Annotated in this window: 20 protein-coding genes; 12 read left to right on the top strand and 8 right to left on the bottom strand. The window is 70.1% G+C overall.

What is annotated here, in order from left to right; genetic code table 11:
• Positions 1-47 precede the first annotated feature (47 nt).
• Positions 48-434 carry a PLDc N-terminal domain-containing protein gene (locus tag QM711_RS03065; RefSeq protein ID WP_415096237.1) on the top strand — a complete coding sequence of 129 codons (387 nt, stop codon included), beginning with the start codon at positions 48-50 and terminating at the stop codon, positions 432-434.
• Between the two features lie 3 nt (positions 435-437).
• Here the strand turns inward: QM711_RS03065 and QM711_RS03060 are convergent, their stop codons facing one another.
• Positions 438-1,313 carry a helix-turn-helix domain-containing protein gene (locus tag QM711_RS03060; protein WP_415096236.1) on the bottom strand — a complete coding sequence of 292 codons (876 nt, stop codon included), beginning with the start codon at positions 1,311-1,313 and terminating at the stop codon, positions 438-440.
• A 93-nt stretch (positions 1,314-1,406) separates the two neighbouring features.
• On the opposite strand from QM711_RS03060, the gene QM711_RS03055 reads away from it, so the two are divergent.
• Both QM711_RS03055 and QM711_RS03050 read left to right on the top strand, forming a co-directional pair.
• Entirely contained in the window at positions 1,407-2,051 is a 645-nt protein-coding gene (locus QM711_RS03055) for a DsbA family oxidoreductase (protein WP_415096235.1), read from the top strand.
• 271 nt (positions 2,052-2,322) lie between these two features.
• Entirely contained in the window at positions 2,323-3,528 is a 1,206-nt protein-coding gene (locus QM711_RS03050) for an RtcB family protein (protein WP_415096234.1), read from the top strand.
• On the opposite strand, the gene QM711_RS03045 is transcribed toward QM711_RS03050, so the two are convergent.
• Complete coding sequence (locus tag QM711_RS03045) at positions 3,529-4,116, bottom strand: TetR/AcrR family transcriptional regulator (RefSeq protein ID WP_415096233.1); 588 nt, start codon at positions 4,114-4,116, stop codon at positions 3,529-3,531.
• Positions 4,113-6,692, bottom strand: a complete 2,580-nt coding sequence (locus tag QM711_RS03040; protein ID WP_415096232.1) for a DHA2 family efflux MFS transporter permease subunit — start codon at positions 6,690-6,692, stop codon at positions 4,113-4,115. Before QM711_RS03040 ends, QM711_RS03045 begins: the two co-directional genes overlap by 4 nt.
• Positions 6,693-6,898: 206 nt before the next feature.
• Here QM711_RS03040 and QM711_RS03035 point away from each other — a divergent pair, with 206 nt between their 5' ends.
• Positions 6,899-8,347, top strand: a complete 1,449-nt coding sequence (locus QM711_RS03035; RefSeq protein WP_415096231.1) for an AMP-binding protein — start codon at positions 6,899-6,901, stop codon at positions 8,345-8,347.
• Here QM711_RS03035 and QM711_RS03030 read toward each other — a convergent pair.
• Positions 8,344-8,922, bottom strand: a complete 579-nt coding sequence (locus QM711_RS03030; protein WP_415096230.1) for a TetR/AcrR family transcriptional regulator — start codon at positions 8,920-8,922, stop codon at positions 8,344-8,346. The genes QM711_RS03035 and QM711_RS03030 overlap by 4 nt on opposite strands.
• 77 nt (positions 8,923-8,999) lie before the next feature.
• Between QM711_RS03030 and QM711_RS03025 the strand changes: the two genes are divergently transcribed.
• The 5 genes from QM711_RS03025 to QM711_RS03005 are packed head-to-tail and all read left to right on the top strand — an operon-like array spanning position 9,000 to position 11,719.
• Positions 9,000-9,572, top strand: coding sequence for a dihydrofolate reductase family protein (locus QM711_RS03025; RefSeq protein WP_415096229.1), 573 nt, complete (start codon positions 9,000-9,002; stop codon positions 9,570-9,572).
• Between the two features lie 47 nt (positions 9,573-9,619).
• Positions 9,620-10,240 carry a dihydrofolate reductase family protein gene (locus QM711_RS03020; protein ID WP_415096228.1) on the top strand — a complete coding sequence of 207 codons (621 nt, stop codon included), beginning with the start codon at positions 9,620-9,622 and terminating at the stop codon, positions 10,238-10,240.
• A 2-nt stretch (positions 10,241-10,242) separates the two neighbouring features.
• Positions 10,243-10,740: a barstar family protein gene (locus QM711_RS03015; RefSeq protein WP_415096227.1), complete on the top strand. Its 498-nt coding sequence runs from the start codon at positions 10,243-10,245 to the stop codon at positions 10,738-10,740.
• Positions 10,737-11,258: a hypothetical protein gene (locus QM711_RS03010; RefSeq protein WP_415096226.1), complete on the top strand. Its 522-nt coding sequence runs from the start codon at positions 10,737-10,739 to the stop codon at positions 11,256-11,258. The genes QM711_RS03015 and QM711_RS03010 overlap by 4 nt, the downstream gene beginning before the upstream one ends.
• On the top strand, positions 11,243-11,719 hold the full coding sequence (locus QM711_RS03005) for a hypothetical protein (protein ID WP_415096225.1): 477 nt from the start codon (positions 11,243-11,245) through the stop codon (positions 11,717-11,719). The genes QM711_RS03010 and QM711_RS03005 overlap by 16 nt, the downstream gene beginning before the upstream one ends.
• Here the strand turns inward: QM711_RS03005 and QM711_RS03000 are convergent.
• Together QM711_RS03000 and QM711_RS02995 are read right to left on the bottom strand one after the other, a co-directional pair.
• On the bottom strand, positions 11,714-12,145 hold the full coding sequence (locus QM711_RS03000; RefSeq protein WP_415096224.1) for a type II toxin-antitoxin system VapC family toxin: 432 nt from the start codon (positions 12,143-12,145) through the stop codon (positions 11,714-11,716). The two genes, QM711_RS03005 and QM711_RS03000, sit on opposite strands and share 6 nt — an antisense overlap.
• Positions 12,142-12,375, bottom strand: a complete 234-nt coding sequence (locus QM711_RS02995) for a hypothetical protein (protein ID WP_415096223.1) — start codon at positions 12,373-12,375, stop codon at positions 12,142-12,144. Before QM711_RS02995 ends, QM711_RS03000 begins: the two co-directional genes overlap by 4 nt.
• Positions 12,376-12,523: 148 nt before the next feature.
• Between QM711_RS02995 and QM711_RS02990 the strand changes: the two genes are divergently transcribed.
• The 3 genes from QM711_RS02990 to QM711_RS02980 are packed head-to-tail and all read left to right on the top strand — an operon-like array spanning position 12,524 to position 15,271.
• Complete coding sequence (locus tag QM711_RS02990) at positions 12,524-13,540, top strand: helix-turn-helix domain-containing protein (protein ID WP_415096222.1); 1,017 nt, start codon at positions 12,524-12,526, stop codon at positions 13,538-13,540.
• A gap of 42 nt (positions 13,541-13,582) precedes the next feature.
• Positions 13,583-14,431, top strand: a complete 849-nt coding sequence (locus QM711_RS02985; RefSeq protein WP_415096221.1) for an alpha/beta hydrolase — start codon at positions 13,583-13,585, stop codon at positions 14,429-14,431.
• A 15-nt stretch (positions 14,432-14,446) separates the two neighbouring features.
• Complete coding sequence (locus QM711_RS02980; protein WP_415096220.1) at positions 14,447-15,271, top strand: alpha/beta fold hydrolase; 825 nt, start codon at positions 14,447-14,449, stop codon at positions 15,269-15,271.
• A gap of 18 nt (positions 15,272-15,289) precedes the next feature.
• Here QM711_RS02980 and QM711_RS02975 read toward each other — a convergent pair whose 3' ends face one another.
• Together QM711_RS02975 and QM711_RS02970 are read right to left on the bottom strand one after the other, a co-directional pair.
• Positions 15,290-16,189: a zinc-binding dehydrogenase gene (locus QM711_RS02975; RefSeq protein WP_415096219.1), complete on the bottom strand. Its 900-nt coding sequence runs from the start codon at positions 16,187-16,189 to the stop codon at positions 15,290-15,292.
• Between the two features lie 149 nt (positions 16,190-16,338).
• On the bottom strand, positions 16,339-18,741 hold the full coding sequence (locus QM711_RS02970) for a transketolase-like TK C-terminal-containing protein (protein ID WP_415096218.1): 2,403 nt from the start codon (positions 18,739-18,741) through the stop codon (positions 16,339-16,341).
• Between the last annotated feature and the right edge of the window lie 13 nt (positions 18,742-18,754).

Raw genomic sequence — 18,754 nt, 5'->3', positions numbered from 1 at the left:
CGCACAGTTCGCCGACATCGGCGATCCCCCGAAGAAGGAACTCATCCATGCCTGAATTCTGGTCCAATCTCGGCAGCATCGTGTGGTACACGCTGACCCTGATCATCTTCATTTCCTACTTGTTCGCTCTGTTCTCGATCGTCGGGGACGTGATGCGTGATCGTTCCCTGAGCGGTGGCATCAAGGCGGTCTGGATAATCTGCCTGATCTTCTTCCCTTTCCTCACCGCGTTGATTTACCTGATCGTCCGCGGCGGCGGAATGGCCGAGCGATCGCTGGCCCAGGCCCAGCAGAGCAAGGCCGCCGCCGAGGAGTACATCCGCTCGGTGGCCGGTAGCCCGTCGGACGAGATCGCCCGGGCCAAGTCGCTGCTGGACGCCGGCACGATCAGCGATGCGGAGTACGAGAAGCTGAAGGCCAAGGCGCTCAGCTGACGGTCAGCGGTCCTCGGAGAACCGGACGGCGGCGCGGAGCTGGGCGGCGATTGTCGAGCCGATGTTCAGCGGCCAGCGGTGCATCGCGTACTCAGTGGCCTCATCGACGCCGAGTTGACGGGTCGAGTTCCCGGTCCGTACCCACAGCTCGGGTGCGGCGTTGCGTCCCGGTCGCAGGTAGACCGCGCGCGGGGACGGGCGGCAGCTGAGCCGGCAGACCAGCACCCCGCCGTCCGCCTCCGGCTCCGCGCCGAGCAAGGTGCCGAAGTCGACCTCCACCATGGCCGCGGCGTTCTGCCCGAGCGACGTGGTCAGGTGGTCGCGCAGCCACAGTTCGAAGCGGTCGGCGTCCGGCGCCTTGAGGGTGGCGAAGTCGGCGGCCAGCCCCAGCGGTCTGCCGAAGTCGTCCACCCCGATCACCAGCGAGCCGCCGTCGGCGTTGAGGAAGGCGCAGATCGTCTTGGCGACCACCAGTTCCATCCGGTCGTCGCGCTTGCCGGTGTGCAGGTTGACCCGGGCGGTCGACTTGAACTCGACCAGCGCCGACTCCCCCGCGACGACCAATTCGGCGAGCGTCGCTCGCTGCGGCCGCTGGAAGTGCGCGGCGATCGCCGCGTAGCCGGCGATCCCGGCGACCGACAGACCGAGCACAATCGCGATGGTCAGCAGATGCCACAGCGGCAGTTCCGGCCAGAGCGAGCCGGTGAGCAGCAGCCCAGCGGCGGTGCCGAGCATCGATATCACGATCCCCGCCGAACGGCTGAGCCGCGCCCGGTCGCGCAACAACCAGCGCGCGAGTTCGCTGAACAGCCAGGCGGCGAGCACTGTCAGGACGACCGACAAGCCGACCGCCCACACCGGCACGGATTCCGGTACCACGATTCGCACATCTCCTCCTGAGCCGGTCCACCGGCGCCTGCACTCTACTGTCCGGCTGGAATGTTCCGGCGATACCCGAGGTTGTGCCCAGACGTGGCGAATGCAGGCGACGAACCCGTGCTGGTCGAGGTGTGGAGCGATCTGGTGTGCCCATGGTGCTACCTGGGCACGCACCGGTTACAGGCCGCTGTCGCCCGGCGTCCGGACGCGGCACGGTTCGAGGTGCGGATACGGTCCTTTGAACTCGATCCGCGTGCGCAGCAGGATCCGGAACACATTCTCGAGCATCTGGCGACCAAGTACGGAGGTTCGCCCGAGCAGGTCCGCGCGATGGAGGCGCGGGTGGCTGCGTTGGCCACCGCCGACGGTCTGCCGTTCAGCACCGAGCGACTTACCGCGAGCACCTTCGATGTGCACCGTTTGCAGCACTACGCCGCTGAGCAGGGCCTCGGCACCGTGCTGTTCACCGCCGTCCAGGACGGCTACTTCGCCGGCACGCTAAACCCGTTCGACCACGACCAACTGGTTGAGGCGGCGGTCGCCGTCGGTCTCGAGGCCGGCCGCGTCCGGACGGTGCTCGGCGGCGATGCCTACACCGAAGCCGTCCGCGCCGACGAGGACGAGGGTCGTGCGCTGGGCGCCACCGGTGTCCCGTTCGTGGTCTACGGACGCCGCTACGCCACCGCCGGCGCCCAGGGCGTTGACGGCTTCGCAGAGGTGCTGGCTCGACTTGCCTGATTACCCCGTCCGAGGCTAGCCTGCAGGGCTGGCCTCACGAGAGGGACTCACATGTTCGGCCCGGACAACGCGATCAAGCGACCGCAGCGGATGCTGCCCGTCACCGGTTTCGCGTACCGCCGGCCGGGTACGAGTGGGCCCCCGACCTGATCCGCGGAGAATTTCTCCGCGTCCGGATCGGACGTCACGCCGCCCACTCGCCTGCCGAGCCGGGCGGCTTTTTCGTACCCGCCGCACATCCACCGAACGCCAACCAGAAGGAAGCACGATCATGAACGAGTTCCCCGTCGCACTGCCCGGCGCGGCGAACGACAACACCTTGATGTGGGCGCAGCCGCACGACATCGAGCCCGCCGCCCTGGATCAGTTGCGGAACATCTCCCGGCTGCCCTGGGTCGATCGCGTCCGGGTGATGCCGGACGTGCACCTCGGCAAGGGCGCCACCGTGGGATCGGTGATCGCGATGCGGGACGCCGTCAGCCCCAGCGCGGTCGGCGTCGACATCGGTTGCGGGATGGCCGCCGTCCGGAGCAGCCTGACGCTCGCCGACCTGCCCGACGACCTGCACGGCCTGCGGCTGGCGATCGAGGACGCCGTCCCGGTCGGCTATCGGGGCAACGACGGCGAGGCGGCCGTGCTGCGGACCGACGCCCGGCTGCGCGGCCGGTTCGACACGCTGGTCGGCCGGTTCGGCGACCTGCGGGCTGCTCGGATCGATGACCGGCGGTCCCGGGCGCTGTCGCAGTGCGGCTCGCTGGGTGGCGGCAACCACTTCATCGAGCTGTGCGTCGCCGAGGGTGACGAGCGGCTGTGGCTGACCCTGCACTCGGGCAGCCGCAACATCGGCAAGGAGCTGGCCGAGCGGCACATCGCGACCGCGAAGACCCTGGAGCACAACCTGGGCCTGCCCGATCGCGACCTGGCGGTGTTCCTGGCCGGGACGTCCGAGATGGACGCGTACCTGCACGACCTGTGGTGGGCGCAGGACTACGCGATGCTCTCGCGGACCCTGATGCTGGCCACCGTGCAGGGCGTCTTCGCGCGCTGGCACGCGGGTGCGGTCGCCTTCGACGACCCGATTCTGTGTCATCACAACTATGTGGCGCGGGAGAGCTACGACGGCGTCGAGCTGATCGTCACCCGGAAGGGCGCGATCCGGGCGTCCCGGGGTGACCTGGGCCTGATCCCCGGCTCGATGGGGACCGGCAGCTACGTCGTCCGGGGCCTCGGCAACGAGGCGTCGCTGAACTCGGCCAGCCACGGGGCCGGACGCCGGATGTCCCGGACCCGGGCGAAGCGGACGTTCAGCACCGACGACCTGGCAGCCCAGACCGCCGGCGTGGAGTGCCGCAAGGACGCCGGCGTGGTCGACGAGATCCCCGGTGCCTACAAGGACATCGACCAGGTGATCGCCGCCCAGGTGGACCTGGTGGAGGTGGTCGCCCGGCTGCAGACCCTGCTCTGCGTGAAGGGCTGATCAGTCGGGGAGTTCGGCGGTCAGGTCGCGGACGAGGCGCAGCTCGGCGAGCAGCCGGTCCCGGGTCTGCAGGCTGCCGTCGGGACGCGCCATCGCCGCGCTGACCGCCGATACCGTCACCATGAAGGCCGCCCGCGCGGTCCGCGGGTCGCCCATCCGCTGCTCCAGCAGCTCCAGCAACGGACGTAGCCGGGTCACCGTCTGCTTCCAGAAGTCGATGCCCAGTTCCGGCTGCTCCTTCAGCAGCGACTTCACCTGGGGGAAGTCGGTCGGCAGCTCCACGCTGGCCGCGACCAGATCGCAGACATCGGTGAGCAGATGACTGCCGGCGGCCAGGAAGGCGTTGCGCTGGTCGTCGGTGAACTCGGCGACCAGCAGGTCGAAGGCGGCGGCGATCTTGGTCGGGTAGTAGTTGAAGAAGGTCCGTGGCGAGATGCCCACCTCGGCACAGATCTCGTCAACCGTCACCCCGCCCGGACCGCGCTCCACCACCAGGCGCAACGCCGTGTGGTGGATCGCGGTCCGGGTGGCCAGCTTCTTGCGTTCCCGCAGCGAACCGCAGGCCTGCTCGGCGACGGGGTCGGTCACAGTTCCGACCTCTCCTGCATCGCCGAGCGGGTCCGCAGCGGCGGGACGCGATAGAACAGCGCGACCACGAAGGCGAGCAGCATCACGCCCAGCCCGACCCAGTACAGGCTGACCACCGAGGTGTTGAAGCCGAGCATGAACGGCCTGGTCAGCCGCTGGTCGGCGCCGGTCAGGAACGAGGTGTCGCTGGCACCGGTGTCGGTCTTGACCTGCTCGGTGTCGCCGCTCTTGATCTGGTCGAGCAGCTTCGGGACGATCTGGTCGACGATCGCCCGCCGTTGCGCCGGGTCGGCGTAGTCCACCGCCAGCCGGCCGTCGATCACGCTCAGGTTCTTCTCCTTCGCGACCTTCTCCAGTGCCTTGCGGCGAGCCTCGGGCGCGAGCTTGGCCACTTGCTTGTCGATCGCCTTCTCCACCGTGGACAGCTTCCGGGCACCCGCGCTCAGCTTGGCACTGCCGTTGGCGGCCGATCCGGTGCCGGTGGTCAGCTGCCCGCCCTTGGTGGCCGCAGTGGTGGCGCCGTCGGCCAGGGCTGCGATCCCGGTGGAGACCTTCTTGGCACCACCGGCCAGCTGTGCGACGCCAGTGGCGATCCCGGGCTTGTCGCCGGCCCCGTTCAGGTAGCCGTTGGTGGTGCCGACGCTGGTGGCCAGCGTGGTGAGGGCGGCGTCCACCTTCTGCTGATCGACATCGACCGTGGCGCAGGCGGCGGAGTCGCCGCCGTCGCAGGACTTCCGGTCGGCGGTCAGGGTGGCCAGTGCCGTCCGCAGCGAAGCCAGGTCGGAGGTCGCCTTCTTGGCTTGGGCGCCGGCAACCGTCGACGCAGCGCCGAGCTGGCCCAGGCCGTCCGCCAGCCTGGCTTCCGCGGCAGACAGCTGCTTGGCCCCGGTGCCGATCTTGCCGACACCGCCGACGAACGCGCCGGTGCCGTCGGCCAGCTTGCCCAGGCCGGTGCTCAGCTTGGACGCACCGTCCGCCAGCTTGCCGGCACCCTTGGCGGCGCCTTTGTGCACCGCCGCGGCCACCTTTTCGCGCAGCTTGGCGTCGACCGTCTTGTTCACCTTGTCGGTCGCCTTGTCCAGGTTCTCGTCGATGGAGTCCTTGACCTTGTCGACGATCGGGTTCCACATCCGGTCCATGATGGCAGCATTGTTCGGCGCGGACGCCACGGCCGGGTCGAGCGCGGCGTCCAATGCTGCCGTCACAGTCTGCTCATCGCTCAGCGAGGCGGTGATGTTGAGCGGCAGCAGGCTGAACAGCATCGACAGCATGACCGCCGTGCCCAGGGTGCCGCCGATCTGCCGGAAGAAGGTGGCCGAGCTGGTCGCGACCCCGATGTCGCGGGCGGGCGACGCTGCCTGGACGGCCATGGTCAGGGTCTGCATCAGCTGGCCCAGGCCCAGGCCGATCACGAACATCGCCACCATCAGGTACCACAGCGGCTTGTCGATGGTGATGAACGCCAGGATCAGGAAGCCGGCGGCGGTGGTCGCCGTGCCCGAGATCGGGAAGATCGCGTACTTGCCGGTGCGGGCGACGATCTGTCCGCTACCGATCGAGGCGAGCATCAGGCCGGCCATCATCGGCAGGGTGGCGAAGCCCGACTCGGTGGGAGTCAGGCCGGTGACGATCTGCAGGTAGAGCGGAATGGTCATCATCGCGCCGAACATGCCGAAGCCGACCAGCACGCTGAGCACGATCGCGCCCGAGAAGCCTTTGGCGCCGAACAGGCTCAGCGGAATGATCGCGTCCGCGCCGAGCCGGCGCTCGACGATCAGGAAGGCGACCAGGCCGACCAGGCTGAGCCCGTAGCAGGTCAGTGCGGCAGGCGACGTCCAGCCCCACTCGCGGCCCTGTTCGGCGACCAGCAGCATCGGGGCCAGCGTGCCGACCACCAGCCCGGCGCCCCACCAGTCCACCCGCGGCTGGGCGTGCGGAGTGTGCGGCAGGTGCAGGAAGGCGATCACCATCACGACGGCGACGATGCCCACCGGCACGTTGACCAGGAACACCCAGCGCCAGCCGGTGATCCACAGGATCTGCTCGGCACCGGCGAACAGCCCGCCGACCAGCGGACCGATCACCGACGCGATGCCGAAGGTGGCCAGGAAGAAGCCCTGGTACTTGGCCCGCTCGCGGGGCGCCAGCATGTCGCCGATGATGGCCAGCGGCAGCGACATCAGGCCGCCGGCACCGAGGCCCTGGAAGGCCCGGAAGGCGGCCAGCATCGGCATTGAAGTGGCGAAGCTGGACAGCGCCGAGCCGACCACGAAGATGGTGATGCTCAGGATGAACAGCGGACGGCGTCCGAACAGGTCGGACAGCTTGCCGTAGAGCGGTGTCGTGACGGTGGCGGCGATCAGGTAGGCGGTGGTCACCCAGGCCTGCTGGTCGAGGCCGTTGAGGTCGTCGCCGATGGTCCGGATCGCGGTCCCGACGATGGTCTGATCGAGGGCGCTGAGGAACATGCCCGCCATCAGCGCATAGATGACCAGGGTGATCTGGCGATGACTCATGATCGGCTCCGTCGCGGTCTGGGACGCGCTCGGGGCCTCGGTGCTGACGGCTGTCGCCATCATTCCTCCTTGCATGGGAAACGCCGCTGGGTGCAGCGGCGCGATCGCTACAGTACCGCAACTTTGCAGACATGCAATATTGCATGGCAGAAGCGCGTCGAGCTGACGGAAACGCGATCGGCTCTCACGTGTAGCAACCCCGTAACAGGCGCTGGGTCTACTGGGCGCATGACACCCCCCTGTCCGCGGCACGGGTGGTGAGCGGAGTGCGCCGCTCCATCTCGCGGATCGTCGCCGATCGCGCGCTCGCGGCACCGGACGCTGTCGTGGTGGTCGCCGAAGACCGCACCCTGACCGCCCGGCAGCTCGACGACGCCGCAACCGGGATGGCGCATGACCTGGTCCGGGCCGGCGTCAGGCATGACGATCTGGTCACCGTGACGCTGCCGAACGGTGCCGACTTCATCATCGCCTGCGCCGCGGTCTGGCGGGCCGGAGCAACCCCCCAGCCACTGTCGCCGCTGCTCACCGATGCCGACCGGACAGCCGTTGAGTCGGCGGCGCGTCCGCGCGCGGCGATCGGCGCCTCGCCCCGCGGCGCGGGCATCGCCTGGATTGCGACCGTGCAGGCGGCGGCCGGGTCGGGGTCGCTACCCGACCTGGCGGCATCGTCGTGGATGGCCGCGGCCACCTCGGGCTCGACAGGGGTGCCCAAAGTGGTCCGGGCCACGGCGTCCGCCCGGTTCGAGCCGGTCGTCCGAGCCGTTCCGCTGCTGCCGGCTTCGGCCGTCCAGCTGGTCGCCGCACCGATGACCCACGCCACCGTCTTCAGCCACACGTTCGGCGGACTGATCGCGGGGCACCGGCTGGTGATTCAGCGGCGCTTCGACGAGCAGGACTGGCTCGGCGCCGTCCAGGCCCACAGCGCCACCTGGGCGATGCTGCTGCCGAGCATGATGCATCGCCTGCTGCGGCTGCCGGCGGCGCGTCGCGGACGGGAGCGGCTGGCCGGGCTGGAGACGATCCTGCATCTGGGCGCCCGGTGCGCGCCCGACCTGAAGCGGGCCTTCCTGGAGTGGGCGGGTCCCGAACGAGTGCTCGAGGTGTACACCGGCGCCGAGTCGAACGGGCTGACGATGATCCGCGGCGACGAGTGGCTGGACCACCCCGGCAGCGTCGGACGTCCCGTGCACGGCACCGAGATCCAGACCCGGACGCCGCGCGGGCTCGCCGGGCCCGGGCAGCCCGGCGCGGTGTGGCTGCGTCGCGGTGCGACGCCCGCCTACAGCTATCTGGGGACGCAGTCGGCGCGGGAGTCGTCCGGCTGGGACACTCTGGGCGACGTCGGCTGGATCGACGAGCGGGGCTACCTCTACCTGATCGACCGGATCGACGAAGTGATCCACCGCGGTGGCGAGCGGATCCACCCGATCGAGGTCGAGCGGGTGCTGGAGTCACATCCGGCGGTGCGCAGCGCCGTGGCGTTCGGCCTGCCCGACGAGGAGTGGGGGCAGCGGGTGGCTGCGGTCGTCGACATCGCCCGCTCAGCGCTCTCCCCCGCTGAACTGCGCACCTGGGCGCTGAGCCGGCTGGGTGCCCGGGGCGCCGGCCGTGGTCCGGCTGGTCCGCAAGCCGGTCCGCAACGATGCCGGAAAGACCTCGCGCCGGGAGTGGGCGAGGCGGTTCGGCGCGGTGGTGCACTGAGCCGCAGCTAGCTCGGATCGGGTGGCAGCAGCCGGTTCACCAGCACGTCCACCGCCTCGTCGGCGGCCACCCGCTCGTCGATCGGGACGGTGAGCTGATCGAGGATCAACCCGTCGAGGGCGTAGTGGAACAGGATGATCTCCCAGCGCCCGCCGGGCAGCCCGGCCCGGGTGTTGAAGGCGACGTCGGCGTCCAGCCCGGCGCGCTGCCATTGCGCGACCGTGGCCGCCACCGCCGGCCGCCGGGCGGCCTCCAGCCGCAGTTCGAACAGGGCCAGCGTGGCGTCGGGGTCGCCGGTCAGCCGGTGCACGATGTCGCGCAGGTAGGCGGCGAACAGCTCGCGTCCGGGTGGACGCCGGGCCAGTCCGGCATGCACGTCCGGGTCGGGAGTGAGCCGTTCGCCGATCCGGGCCAGGATCGCCTCGACGATCTCGTCGCGGGTGGCGAAGTAGTTGGACGCGGTGCCTCGCGGCACGTCCGCCTCGGTGTCGATCGCCCGGTGGGTGAGTCCGCGCGATCCCTGGCGAGCCAGCACGCGGACGGCGGCGTCGGCCAGCTGGATCCGGCGTTCGGAGTTGCGCACCATCCGTCCACCCTATCGACAACCACGACGGTTGTCGTGGTAACGTTCAATCACGACAACTGTAGTGATAGGAGCAGGCGATGCGTGAACTGGTCTACTACGTCGCGGTGTCCATCGACGGCTTCGTCGCCGACCCCGACGGCGGCTACGACGCGTTCCTGGCCGAGGGCGACCACATGGAGGTCCTGGCCGGCGAGTTCGCCGACGCAGTGCCCGCGCATGTGCTGGCCGCGCTCGGCAGGTCGGCACCGGGCACCCGGTTCGACACCGTCATCCAGGGCTGGAACAGCTACGCGATCGCCTACTCGGTCGGCATCGAGCGGCCGTACGCGCACCTGCGCGAGTACGTGGCGACCCGGACGCGGCGTCCGTCGGTCGACGGGGTGACGTTCACCGACGACGCCCTGACCACCGTCCGCGCACTCAAGCGCGAGGACGGCGCGGCGATCTACCTGTGCGGCGGCGGCCAGCTGGCCGGCGCCCTGCTACCCGAGATCGACCGGCTGATCCTGAAGCGGAACCCGGTGGTGCTGGGTTCGGGCATTCCGCTGTTCGGCTCGGCGCCGGCGGCCAACCGCCCGTTCCGGCTGGTCGACACCCGGCGGTTCGGCTCCGGGGTGCTGATCGAGGAGTACGAGCGGGTGTCGGGGTAGGTGCGTACGATCGGTTCCGTTCTGTGCTCCCGGCGGAAGGAATCGCGATGGCCCGGCTCCGCGTCCACAACTTCTCGATCTCCCTGGACGGCTTCGGCACCGGCGAGGACTTGTCCCTCGAGGCACCGTTCGGGCACGCCGGCGAGCGGCTGCACCAATGGATGTTCGGCACCCGCTGGTGGGGCGAAGGCGGCGGCGAGGGGGTCGATGACGCCTTCGCCAGGCAATTCGCTCCGGGCATCGGCGCCGAGATCATGGGTGCCGGCAAATTCGGCTACCCGGGTTGGCAGGACGACGCCGACTGGCAGGGCTGGTGGGGTTCGAACCCGCCGTTCCACACCCCGGTGTTCGTGCTCACCCACCGGCCGCGGCCGTCCATCGAGATGGAGGGTGGCACCACCTTCCATTTCCTGAACGCCTCCCCGGCCGAGGCGCTGGATGCCGCCCGCGAGGCGGCCGACGGTCAGGACGTGCGGCTCGGCGGCGGCGTGACCACCGTGCGCGAGTTCGTCGCCGCCGGGTTGGTGGACCACCTGCACATCGTGGTGGCCCCGATCCTGCTCGGCCGCGGCGTCCGGCTCTGGGACGGCCTGGAGATCCTCGACGACTACCGGATCGAAGCCACCTCGTCGGCGGCCGGTGTCACCCACCTGACCTTCACCCGGTAGCGATGGACAACCGACTCCTCACCGACCCGTACGTCACGATGTTCTGGCGGCCCGCGCTGCTGACCGAGGCGGCGGACGGCCTCCGCGGACTTGGCTACGACGTCCGGGCGACCGACGCGGGGAGCTGGCGCGAGCCGTCCGGCATGCACGACGCGCTCGCCCGCCTACTCGACTTTCCCGGCTACTACGGACGCAACCTGGACGCGCTGAACGACTGCCTCAGCGACGTCGCCGCCGGCAGCTACGGCAGCGATCCCGAGGCGCGCGGGCTGGCGCTGCTGCTGTGGCACTACGACGCCTTCACCCATCGCCACCCGAAGGCCGCCTTCGCCCTGCTCGACATCTTCGCCGTCCAGGCCCGCGGTGCCGCACTGGCTGGCCGTCCGATGGTCTGCCTGGTCCAGTCCGACGATCCCGAGCTGAGCTTTCCGCCGGTTGGCGCACGTCCGGTCGGCTGGAACGATGCCGAATGGCTGCATAGTCGTAGGCTGCCGTCGTGACCTCCGGCATGCTCCTGCTGACCGCCGCCCGGGCCAACCCCACCGAGCTGCCCGCCGTCGCCGGACTGGACGGCGCCGAGGTCCGCGCGGCTCTGGTGGCGGCATTGTTGTCCCACTGCTGCCCGGGCGACGCGGCACTCATCCGAGCCCTGACCCGTGCGGAGATCGACCACGTCAGTGCCCGACGGGGCGGGTGCGGCGACGTGCTGCTGGCCTGTTGCTGGCTGCTGTTCGTGCTCGGCGAGCCCGCCGACAGCGGGCTGGTCTGGGCGGCGAAGAGCATCGACTTCGACACCCACTCCTACATCGACAGTGCGCTGCTCGTCCCCCAGGGCGTTGAGGCGACGGCGGCGTGGGCGCGAGCACACGGCCAGGAGCAGTTGGCGAGCCATGTCGAAGGGCACTTAACCGAGGACGTCGACGAAGCCATCTCCGACTGGCGGACGTCGGCGTTCTTCGCCCGGGTACCTCCGGCGAGCGCGCCGGCGAAGGAGTTGGCGGCATGGATCCGACAGTAGGGACGCCTGAGCGGGAGCGGCCGATCGAGCAGCATCGGCGTCCGGAGGGTGTGGACGACGCCACCGTGGCGGCGGTCGGCAAGTTGTCGGAGGCGCTGGAGAAGGTGGAGGACGCCCGCGGTCACCTGTACGCCTTCCACCGGCTCTGCGGATCGGCCGACCTGACCCTCGGCGATGCCGTCGAAGAGTTGCGGGCGGCCGGGCACGGCGAGTTGGCCGACCTGCTGCGGCGCGAGTTGATCGGTCGCAACATCATCGAGGGGCGGTGGAGTTTCCAGGTCGTCGAGGAGTACGACGACACCTACTGGTCGGTGTTCCGGAACCTTGAGGCCCGCGTCCGGGACGAGTTGCTGGCCGGCCGGCGGCACATCTTCGAGGCCGAGATGAAAGAGGACCGCCGCTCGCACGGCGTCCGGCACCACGAATCCGTGCCCGACGACGGCGGCCCGCAGGGATCATGACAGCGGGTTGACCACCTTCAGCTGCGGGAACCAGGAGAAGTCGCGGTCGGCGCTCCACAGCGCGTCCACCCCGTGGGCGAGGCAGATGGCCGCGATCCGGGCGTCGTGGACGCGTGCACCGGTCGCGGTCCCCGACGCCAGCAGCTCACTCAGCAGCGGCAGCTGGTCCGCGCCCTCGCCGAGCAGGTGAACCCCGGGCGCGCCGGTCAACGCCTCGGCCGCGGCCAGCGCGTCCGGCATCGGGGTGGCCGGCTGGTAGATCCGGCGATGCGTGACGATCGCCAGGAACTCGTGCAGCACCGGCCACGGGACGCCCACCGCCGAGCGGCCGGTGATCGCCCGGTGCAGTGCCCGCTGGGCGGCGGCGTGGTGCGGAGAGTCCGCGCGGTGGGCGTAGACCAGGATGTTGGTGTCGAGCGCGATCATCCGGGCAGGCCGTAGGAGCGCGCGACGACCGATTCCGGCGACAACTCCGCCACCAGCCCGGAGCCTGCGAAGGTCGGGAAGACGAAGTCGACCCGCGGCGTCTCCCGGCCGACCCGCAGTTCGTGGCGCAGTCCGCTGATCACCAGTTCGCGCAGCGTCGTGCCCGTCTCGCGTGCGAGTCGGCGGGCCTCGTCGGCCAGTGCATCGGGTAGCTCGATGGTCGTCTTCATCTCGCCACGATAAGCGACCCGTACACCCGTATCAACCGATACGGAGATACGGTCCGGCAACCGAGGGATGAGCCGCACCTCTTGCGTTCGTCCCGACGGCGTGATGGCGTAGGACGTGGCAGTCGCGGAGCCATCTGGAGGAGCGACCATGCGCGTGTTCAGCCTTGCCGGAGTACCCGCTGGTGCACGAGTCGAGCTGTTGCGGGACGCGTTCGGCTCGTACCCGATTCCGATGCGGCTGGAGTTGAGCCGGGCGGACGCGCCGATGGCGGAGTTCCATCGCGTCCAGACGGCGTTCGGCGTGGTGGAAGGGTTCCGGGTGAGCGGCGCTACCGGCATCGTCCGACGCGGGCCTGCCGCCGACAGCGCGCTGCCCGAGCAGGTGACGATCCACCTGGAGCGCTCCGGACACGTGGTACTCGAGCAGGATGGACGCTCCGCGGCGCCGCGTCCGGGCGACCTCGTCCTCAGCACCAACACTCTGCCGTTCGCCACCCGTCAGGAATGGGAGTCCGCGCAGCACACCGTCAGCATCGAGATCGCCGACCTCGGACTCGACCCGGGCGTGGTCGCCGGGGCCACCGCGCTCGCGCTGTCGGCCCGCGATCCGCTGCTTCAGGTGATCGCCGCGTTCCTCGGCTCGACTGCGCGCGCGGCACTCGATCAGCGGACGTCGATGGACGCGTTGGCACCGGTCACCCGGGAGATGGTGCGGGTGCTGATCGCGACGGTGCTGCGCGACGAGAACCGGCTGCGCTCCGCTCTCGCGCTGTCGCTGGCCGAGCGGCTGATGCTGTTCATCGATCTGCACCTGGCCGATCCGGAGCTGTCGGCGGCGATGATCGCCCGCGCGCATGCGATCTCGGTGCGCTACCTCTATGTGGTGCTGCGGAGCCGAGGGGTCTCGCTCGGCGACCACATCCGCGGGCGACGGATCACCCGAGCGCGCCAGCTGCTCGCCGATCCGGTGCTCGGCAACCGTCCCCTCGCCGAGATCGCCCGGCTGTCCGGGTTCGCCGACTACTCGACGTTCGCCCGCACGTTGCGGGCGACGCTGGGAGTCTCACCCCGCGAGTTGCGGGCGGATCTCGCTCCGGCGTCGGTGCACGGATCGCCCACCGAAGTGCGTCCGATGCCGAGGACAGCGCCGGCGGCCGGTTCCTAGCCTTCGAAGTAGCGACGGACAGACACGAAGAGGAGACCGGAGATGTCGGACGTGGTGCAGTGGGAACGCGAGGAGGTCGCCGCCGCGAACGCGAGCGGCAAACCGGTGGTGGTGTTCGTGCACGGGCTGTGGCTGTTGTCGAGCAGCTGGACGCCGTGGCGCGAACTGTTCGAGGCGTCCGGGTACGCGACGATCGCGCCCGGCTGGCCGGACGATCCGCCGAGTGTCGAAGTGGCCCGGGCCGATCCGGACGTGTTCGCGCACAAGATGGTCCAGCAGGTCACCGACCACTACCTGGCGGCGATCTCCGAGCTGACCGCGAGGCCCGCGGTGGTCGGCCACTCGTTCGGTGGCCTGATCGCCCAGAAGATCGCCGGCGAGGGCGCGTCCGTGGCCACGGTCACCATCGACAACGCACCGTTCCGCGGCGTGCTGCCGCTGCCGGCGTCCTCGCTGAAGTCGGCCGCGCCGGTGCTGGGCAACCCGGCCAACCGCAATCGCGCGATCGCGCTCACCTTCGAACAGTTCTGCTTCGGCTGGGCGAACAATCTGGACGAGGCCGAGGCGCGCCAGCTGTACGAGGACTACCACGTCGCCGCGTCCGGGGTGCCGTTGTTCCAGGCTGCCGTGGCCAACTTCAACCCGTTCCACAACGAGGTGACCGTGAACGTGAAGAATCCCGATCGCGGCCCACTGCTGGTCATCGCCGGCGCGAACGACACCACGGTGCCGCTGGCGATCACCCGCGCCACCTATCGACAGCAGGCGAAGAACCCAGGCGTCACCGAGATCGTCGAGATCGCCGACCGCGGCCATTCGCTGACCATCGATCACGGCTGGCCCGAGGTTGCCCGGGTCGCGCTCGACTTCATCCGCCGATTCCACCACTGACCGAAAGGCGCCCTGATGCCGTTTCTCACCACCGCCGACGGGACCGAGATCTACTACACCGAGCAGGGTTCGGGCCGGCCGATCGTGCTCAGCCACGGGTGGCCGCTGAGTTCGGACGCCTGGCAGGTCGAGCTGAAGATCTTCGCCGACGCCGGTTACCGGGTCATCGCGCACGACCGGCGCGGCCACGGACGCTCGTCGAAGACCTACCAGGGCAACGACATGACGACGTATGCGAAGGATCTCGCCGAACTCGTCGAGCACCTCGATCTGGAGGACGTGGTAGTGATCGGCCATTCCACCGGCGGTGGGGAGGTGGTCCGCTACGCCGCCCAGTTCGGCGCGCACCGGGTCGCGAAGGTGGTGACCGTCGGTGCCGTGCCGCCGATCATGGTGCGCTCCGCGGACAATCCCGACGGGACGCCGATCGAGGTCTTCGACGACATTCGCGCCGGTGTGCTCCGCGACCGTTCGCAGTTCTACCGGGAGTTGGCCGTCTCGTTCTACGGCTTCAACCGCGACCGTGCCCAGGTGTCACAAGGCGCCGTCGACGACTTCTGGCGGCAGGGCATGCTGGTCAATCTCGCCGCCGCCTACGACTGCGTCAAGGCATTCAGCGAGACCGACCAGACCGACGACCTGAGGGCGCTCAAGGTGCCGATCCTGATCGCGCACGGCGACGACGACCAGATCGTGCCCATCGCCGCGGCGGCCGAGAAGTCCATCAACCTGGTCAGCGACGGCGTGCTCAAGGTCTATCCGGGCGCACCGCACGGCGTGTTCGGCAGCTACCAGGAGCAGCTGGACGCCGACATCCTGGAGTTCATCGAGGCCGGCTGACCGCTCAGACCTGATCGCTCAGAGCGTGGCCACGGTGATGCCCGGGGACAAGGCCGGGGCGTCCATCGCCATCAGTTCGACCCCGGCCCGGGACAGGTCCACCACCCGCCCGACCAGCCGTCCCGGGTCGACGCGTCCGGTGCCGATCAACTCCAGCATCGCCGGATAGTCCGCGGCCGGCATCCCGTGGCTGCCGACGACCTGGAGTTCCCGGGCCACCACGGCGCCCCACGGCACTGCCGCGGTTGACTGGTCGCCGAGCATCAGCCCCACCTGGACGTGCCGGCCACGCGGGCGCAGGCTGCGGACGGCAACATCGACGATCGCGCCCGAGCCGAGGGCGTCCATCGTGACGTGCGCTCCCCCGCCGGTCAGCGCCTGTAGGGCCGCCGGGTCGGCCCGGTCGAGGGTGACCTCAGCCCCCAGCTCGGACGCCCACCGGCGCGCCGCCTCGGACGGGTCGATCGCGATCACCCGGGCACCCGCGGACGCGCCGAGCAGGACAGCCGACAGCCCGACCCCGCCACAGCCGAAGACCACCAGCCAGTCCCCCGACGCCAGCCGGCTCTGCGCGGTCAACGCGTGATAGGCGGTGGCGAACCGGCAGCCGAGGCCGGCAGCGGTGACGAAATCCACCGCGTCCGGGAGCCGGACCAGGTTGAAGTCGGCTGCCCGGACGGCGACCAGCTCGGCGAACGATCCCGGATGGGTGAAGCCCGGCTGGGACTGGTCGGGGCAGACCTGGGCCTGCCCGGAGCGGCACCAGGTGCAGCGCCCGCAGCCGTTCACGAACGGCGCGGTGACCCGGTCACCCACGTTGAAGCGCGTCACCCCTGAGCCGACCGCCGCCACCGCGCCGGCGAATTCGTGGCCGGGAATGTTCGGCCAGCGGCACCGGGTCGTGGCCGCGCCAGGCATGCCAGTCGGACCGGCACACGCCCGTGGCGTGGACCGCCACCAGCGCGCCGCCGGAGGGACACTCCGGTTCGGGCACGTCAGTCAGCCTGGGGGCCGCTCCGACCTGGTCGTAGACGATTGCGCGCACCGCAGCGTTCTACCAGTTGGCGTCAGCGGCCGCACAGGTCCAGCGCTGCCGAGGCGATGGTTTCGGCGTCAATCCCGTGCAGCCGGTAGGCGTCGGTGACGCTGGCGCCCTGACCGAACGCGGTGACGCCGAGAGTGTGGGTGCGGTCGCCACGGACGCCGGCCAGGAACGCAAGGGTGTGCGGGTGAGCGTCCATCACGGTGACCAGCGGGGCCGGGTGGTCAGCCGGGAAGAGCCGTTCCAGAATGCCTGAGCGGGTGCTGGCGGTGACCCGGGTGCGAGCCCGCAGGGCCTGGAACAGCAGTCCCGGACTGCTCACGCAGACCACACCGACGCGGACGCCGAGCCGTCCCAGCCGATCGGCCGCGGCACACACCTCGGTCATGATCGCACCGGCACCGACCAGGGTCACCTGGTCATCGGACGCGGGGCGTGTGCTCAACCGGTAGCCGCCGGCCAGCACGTCGGCACGACGGCGTTCCCGCAGCAACGGGTCGTCCGGGATCCTGGCCAGCGACTGATCGACCGGCCGGGTGGACAGCCGGAAGTAGGCCGAGCAGCCGTCCGGGCCGTTGAGATCCCGGATCGCCTGCAGCATCGTCCACTCCAGATCCTGGGCGAACGCGGGCTCCCAGCTGGTCAGCCCGGGGATCTCCATGGTCACCGACGGCGTGTTGATGGACTGGTGGGCACCGCCTTCGGGTGCCAGGGTGACCCCGGACGGCGTCCCGATCACGATCGAGCGGCCGCCCGCGTACAGGCCGAACGTCCACGGCTCCAGCGCCCGGTTGATGAACGGGTCGTAGAGCGTCGCGATCGGGAGCAGCGGCTGACCCCAGCGGGCGCCGGTCAGGCCGAGCTCGGCGGCCAGGCCGACCAGGTTGACTTCGGCGATGCCGAGTTCGATGTGCTGGCCACCGGCGTTCTCGTGCCACTTCAGCAGCCGTTCCCGGTCGTCGCTGAACCAGTCCTGCCGGCCGGCCAGCGACCACACGCCGGTCTTGTTGATCCAGCCGCCGAGGTTCGTCGAACTCGCCACGTCGGGGCTGGCGGTGACCACCCGGGCGGCGACCTCTGGGGCGGCGCGACGCAGGTCGGAGAGGAAGTGGCCCAGGGTGGCCTGCGTGGAGGCGACCGCCTTGTGCCGCCACTCGAACTCGCGCGGCACGTCCGCCACGGCGGCCTGCCGGATCGGCTCGCGGGTGAGCCGGACGGCTGCGTCGGCACAGATCCGTGCTGCCTCGGTGCCGGGCTCGAATCGTGCCCAGGGCGCGTCCAGCGACATCCCGGACGCCTCGGCGAGGTCCTGCATCTGCGCCAGGGTGAGTTGGGCGGCGTGGTTGCTGGGGTGGCCTTCGAGGGCGAGGCCGCGTCCCTTGATGGTGTAGGCGAAGATCACCGTCGGGCGGCGGTCGTCGATCTCCGCGAAGGTGGAGCGCAGCTCCTCCAGATCGTGTCCGCCCAAGTCACGGACGAGTTCGGCGAGCTCGAAGTCGTCGTGGCCGGCGAGCAGCGCTTCGAGGGTGGCGGCGTCCTCCGCGGACATGCCGGCCAGCAGCCGGCGGCGCACCTCGTCGGGGTGCGCCCGCAGCAGGCGCTGGTACTCCTCGTTCGGCATTCGGCGCATCCGGGCCTCGAACACCTCCCCTCCGGACGCCGCGAACGCGGCCCGCAGCCGCCGTCCCCAGGTGCAGCTGAGCACCTGCCAGTCGGCGGCGGCGAACATGCCCCGCAGCCGTTCGATCTGGACGTCGGGAATCACCCGGTCGAGCGACTGCCGGTTCAGGTCGACGATCCAGACCACCTCGCCGAGCTGGCGGACCTCGGGATCGATGATCGCCTCCCAGACCGCGCCCTCGTCCATTTCGGCGTCGCCCAGCAGCGAGATGAACCGGCCGGCCGGCGGAGTCTCCGGAAAGCGGTCGGACAAGTACCGATGCGCCAACGCAGCCCAGATCGGGGCGGTCGCTCCGATGCCGACCGAGCCGGTGGAGAAGTCGACGGTGTCGGGATCCTTCGCCCGCGACGGGTACGGCTGCAGGCCGCCGAGCGAGCGCAGCGTCGGCAGGTACGACTCGTCGAGTTCGCCGAGCAGGTAGTTGATCGCGTGCAGCACGGGCGAAGCGTGCGGTTTGACCGAGACCCGGTCCAGCGCAGTGAGTTCGGAGAACCACAGCGCGGTCATGATTCCGACCATGGACGCCGACGAGGCCTGGTGTCCGCCGACCTTGACGCCGTCGGGGTTGCGCCGGCCGCGGTTGGCTGCGTCGATCATCGCGGTGGCCAGCCAGAGCACCCGCTGGGAGATCTCGCTCAGCGCGGACTCGCCGGACGACGCGGTCAGCGGACGGGAGTTCGCGCTCGGTGGATTCAGCTGGGTGGACGTCTCGAACTGGCCCAGTTCGTCGTCTCGGTGGTCGGTCACGGCGACGTCCCTT

The organism is Micropruina sp., from assembly GCF_047602385.1.
In the GTDB taxonomy this organism is placed as follows: domain Bacteria; phylum Actinomycetota; class Actinomycetes; order Propionibacteriales; family Propionibacteriaceae; genus Micropruina.
Note: the sequence above shows the minus strand (reverse complement) of the source record. Positions and strands in the feature narration are given on the sequence as shown.

Bases quoted from the DNA above. Each gene is read 5' to 3' on its own strand.
- QM711_RS03025 (WP_415096229.1), top strand. From the start codon at position 9,000: ATGCGTGAACTGGTCTACTACGTCGCGGTGTCCATCGACGGCTTCGTC.
- QM711_RS02985 (WP_415096221.1), top strand. From the start codon at position 13,583: ATGTCGGACGTGGTGCAGTGGGAACGCGAGGAGGTCGCCGCCGCGAAC.
- QM711_RS03065 (WP_415096237.1), top strand. From the start codon at position 48: ATGCCTGAATTCTGGTCCAATCTCGGCAGCATCGTGTGGTACACGCTG.
- QM711_RS02980 (WP_415096220.1), top strand. From the start codon at position 14,447: ATGCCGTTTCTCACCACCGCCGACGGGACCGAGATCTACTACACCGAG.
- QM711_RS03040 (WP_415096232.1), bottom strand. From the start codon at position 6,692: ATGGCGACAGCCGTCAGCACCGAGGCCCCGAGCGCGTCCCAGACCGCG.
- QM711_RS02990 (WP_415096222.1), top strand. From the start codon at position 12,524: ATGCGCGTGTTCAGCCTTGCCGGAGTACCCGCTGGTGCACGAGTCGAG.
- QM711_RS03000 (WP_415096224.1), bottom strand. From the start codon at position 12,145: ATGATCGCGCTCGACACCAACATCCTGGTCTACGCCCACCGCGCGGAC.
- QM711_RS03005 (WP_415096225.1), top strand. From the start codon at position 11,243: ATGGATCCGACAGTAGGGACGCCTGAGCGGGAGCGGCCGATCGAGCAG.
- QM711_RS02975 (WP_415096219.1), bottom strand. From the start codon at position 16,189: ATGCCTGGCGCGGCCACGACCCGGTGCCGCTGGCCGAACATTCCCGGC.
- QM711_RS03030 (WP_415096230.1), bottom strand. From the start codon at position 8,922: ATGGTGCGCAACTCCGAACGCCGGATCCAGCTGGCCGACGCCGCCGTC.
- QM711_RS03050 (WP_415096234.1), top strand. From the start codon at position 2,323: ATGAACGAGTTCCCCGTCGCACTGCCCGGCGCGGCGAACGACAACACC.
- QM711_RS03020 (WP_415096228.1), top strand. From the start codon at position 9,620: ATGGCCCGGCTCCGCGTCCACAACTTCTCGATCTCCCTGGACGGCTTC.
- QM711_RS02995 (WP_415096223.1), bottom strand. From the start codon at position 12,375: ATGAAGACGACCATCGAGCTACCCGATGCACTGGCCGACGAGGCCCGC.
- QM711_RS03015 (WP_415096227.1), top strand. From the start codon at position 10,243: ATGGACAACCGACTCCTCACCGACCCGTACGTCACGATGTTCTGGCGG.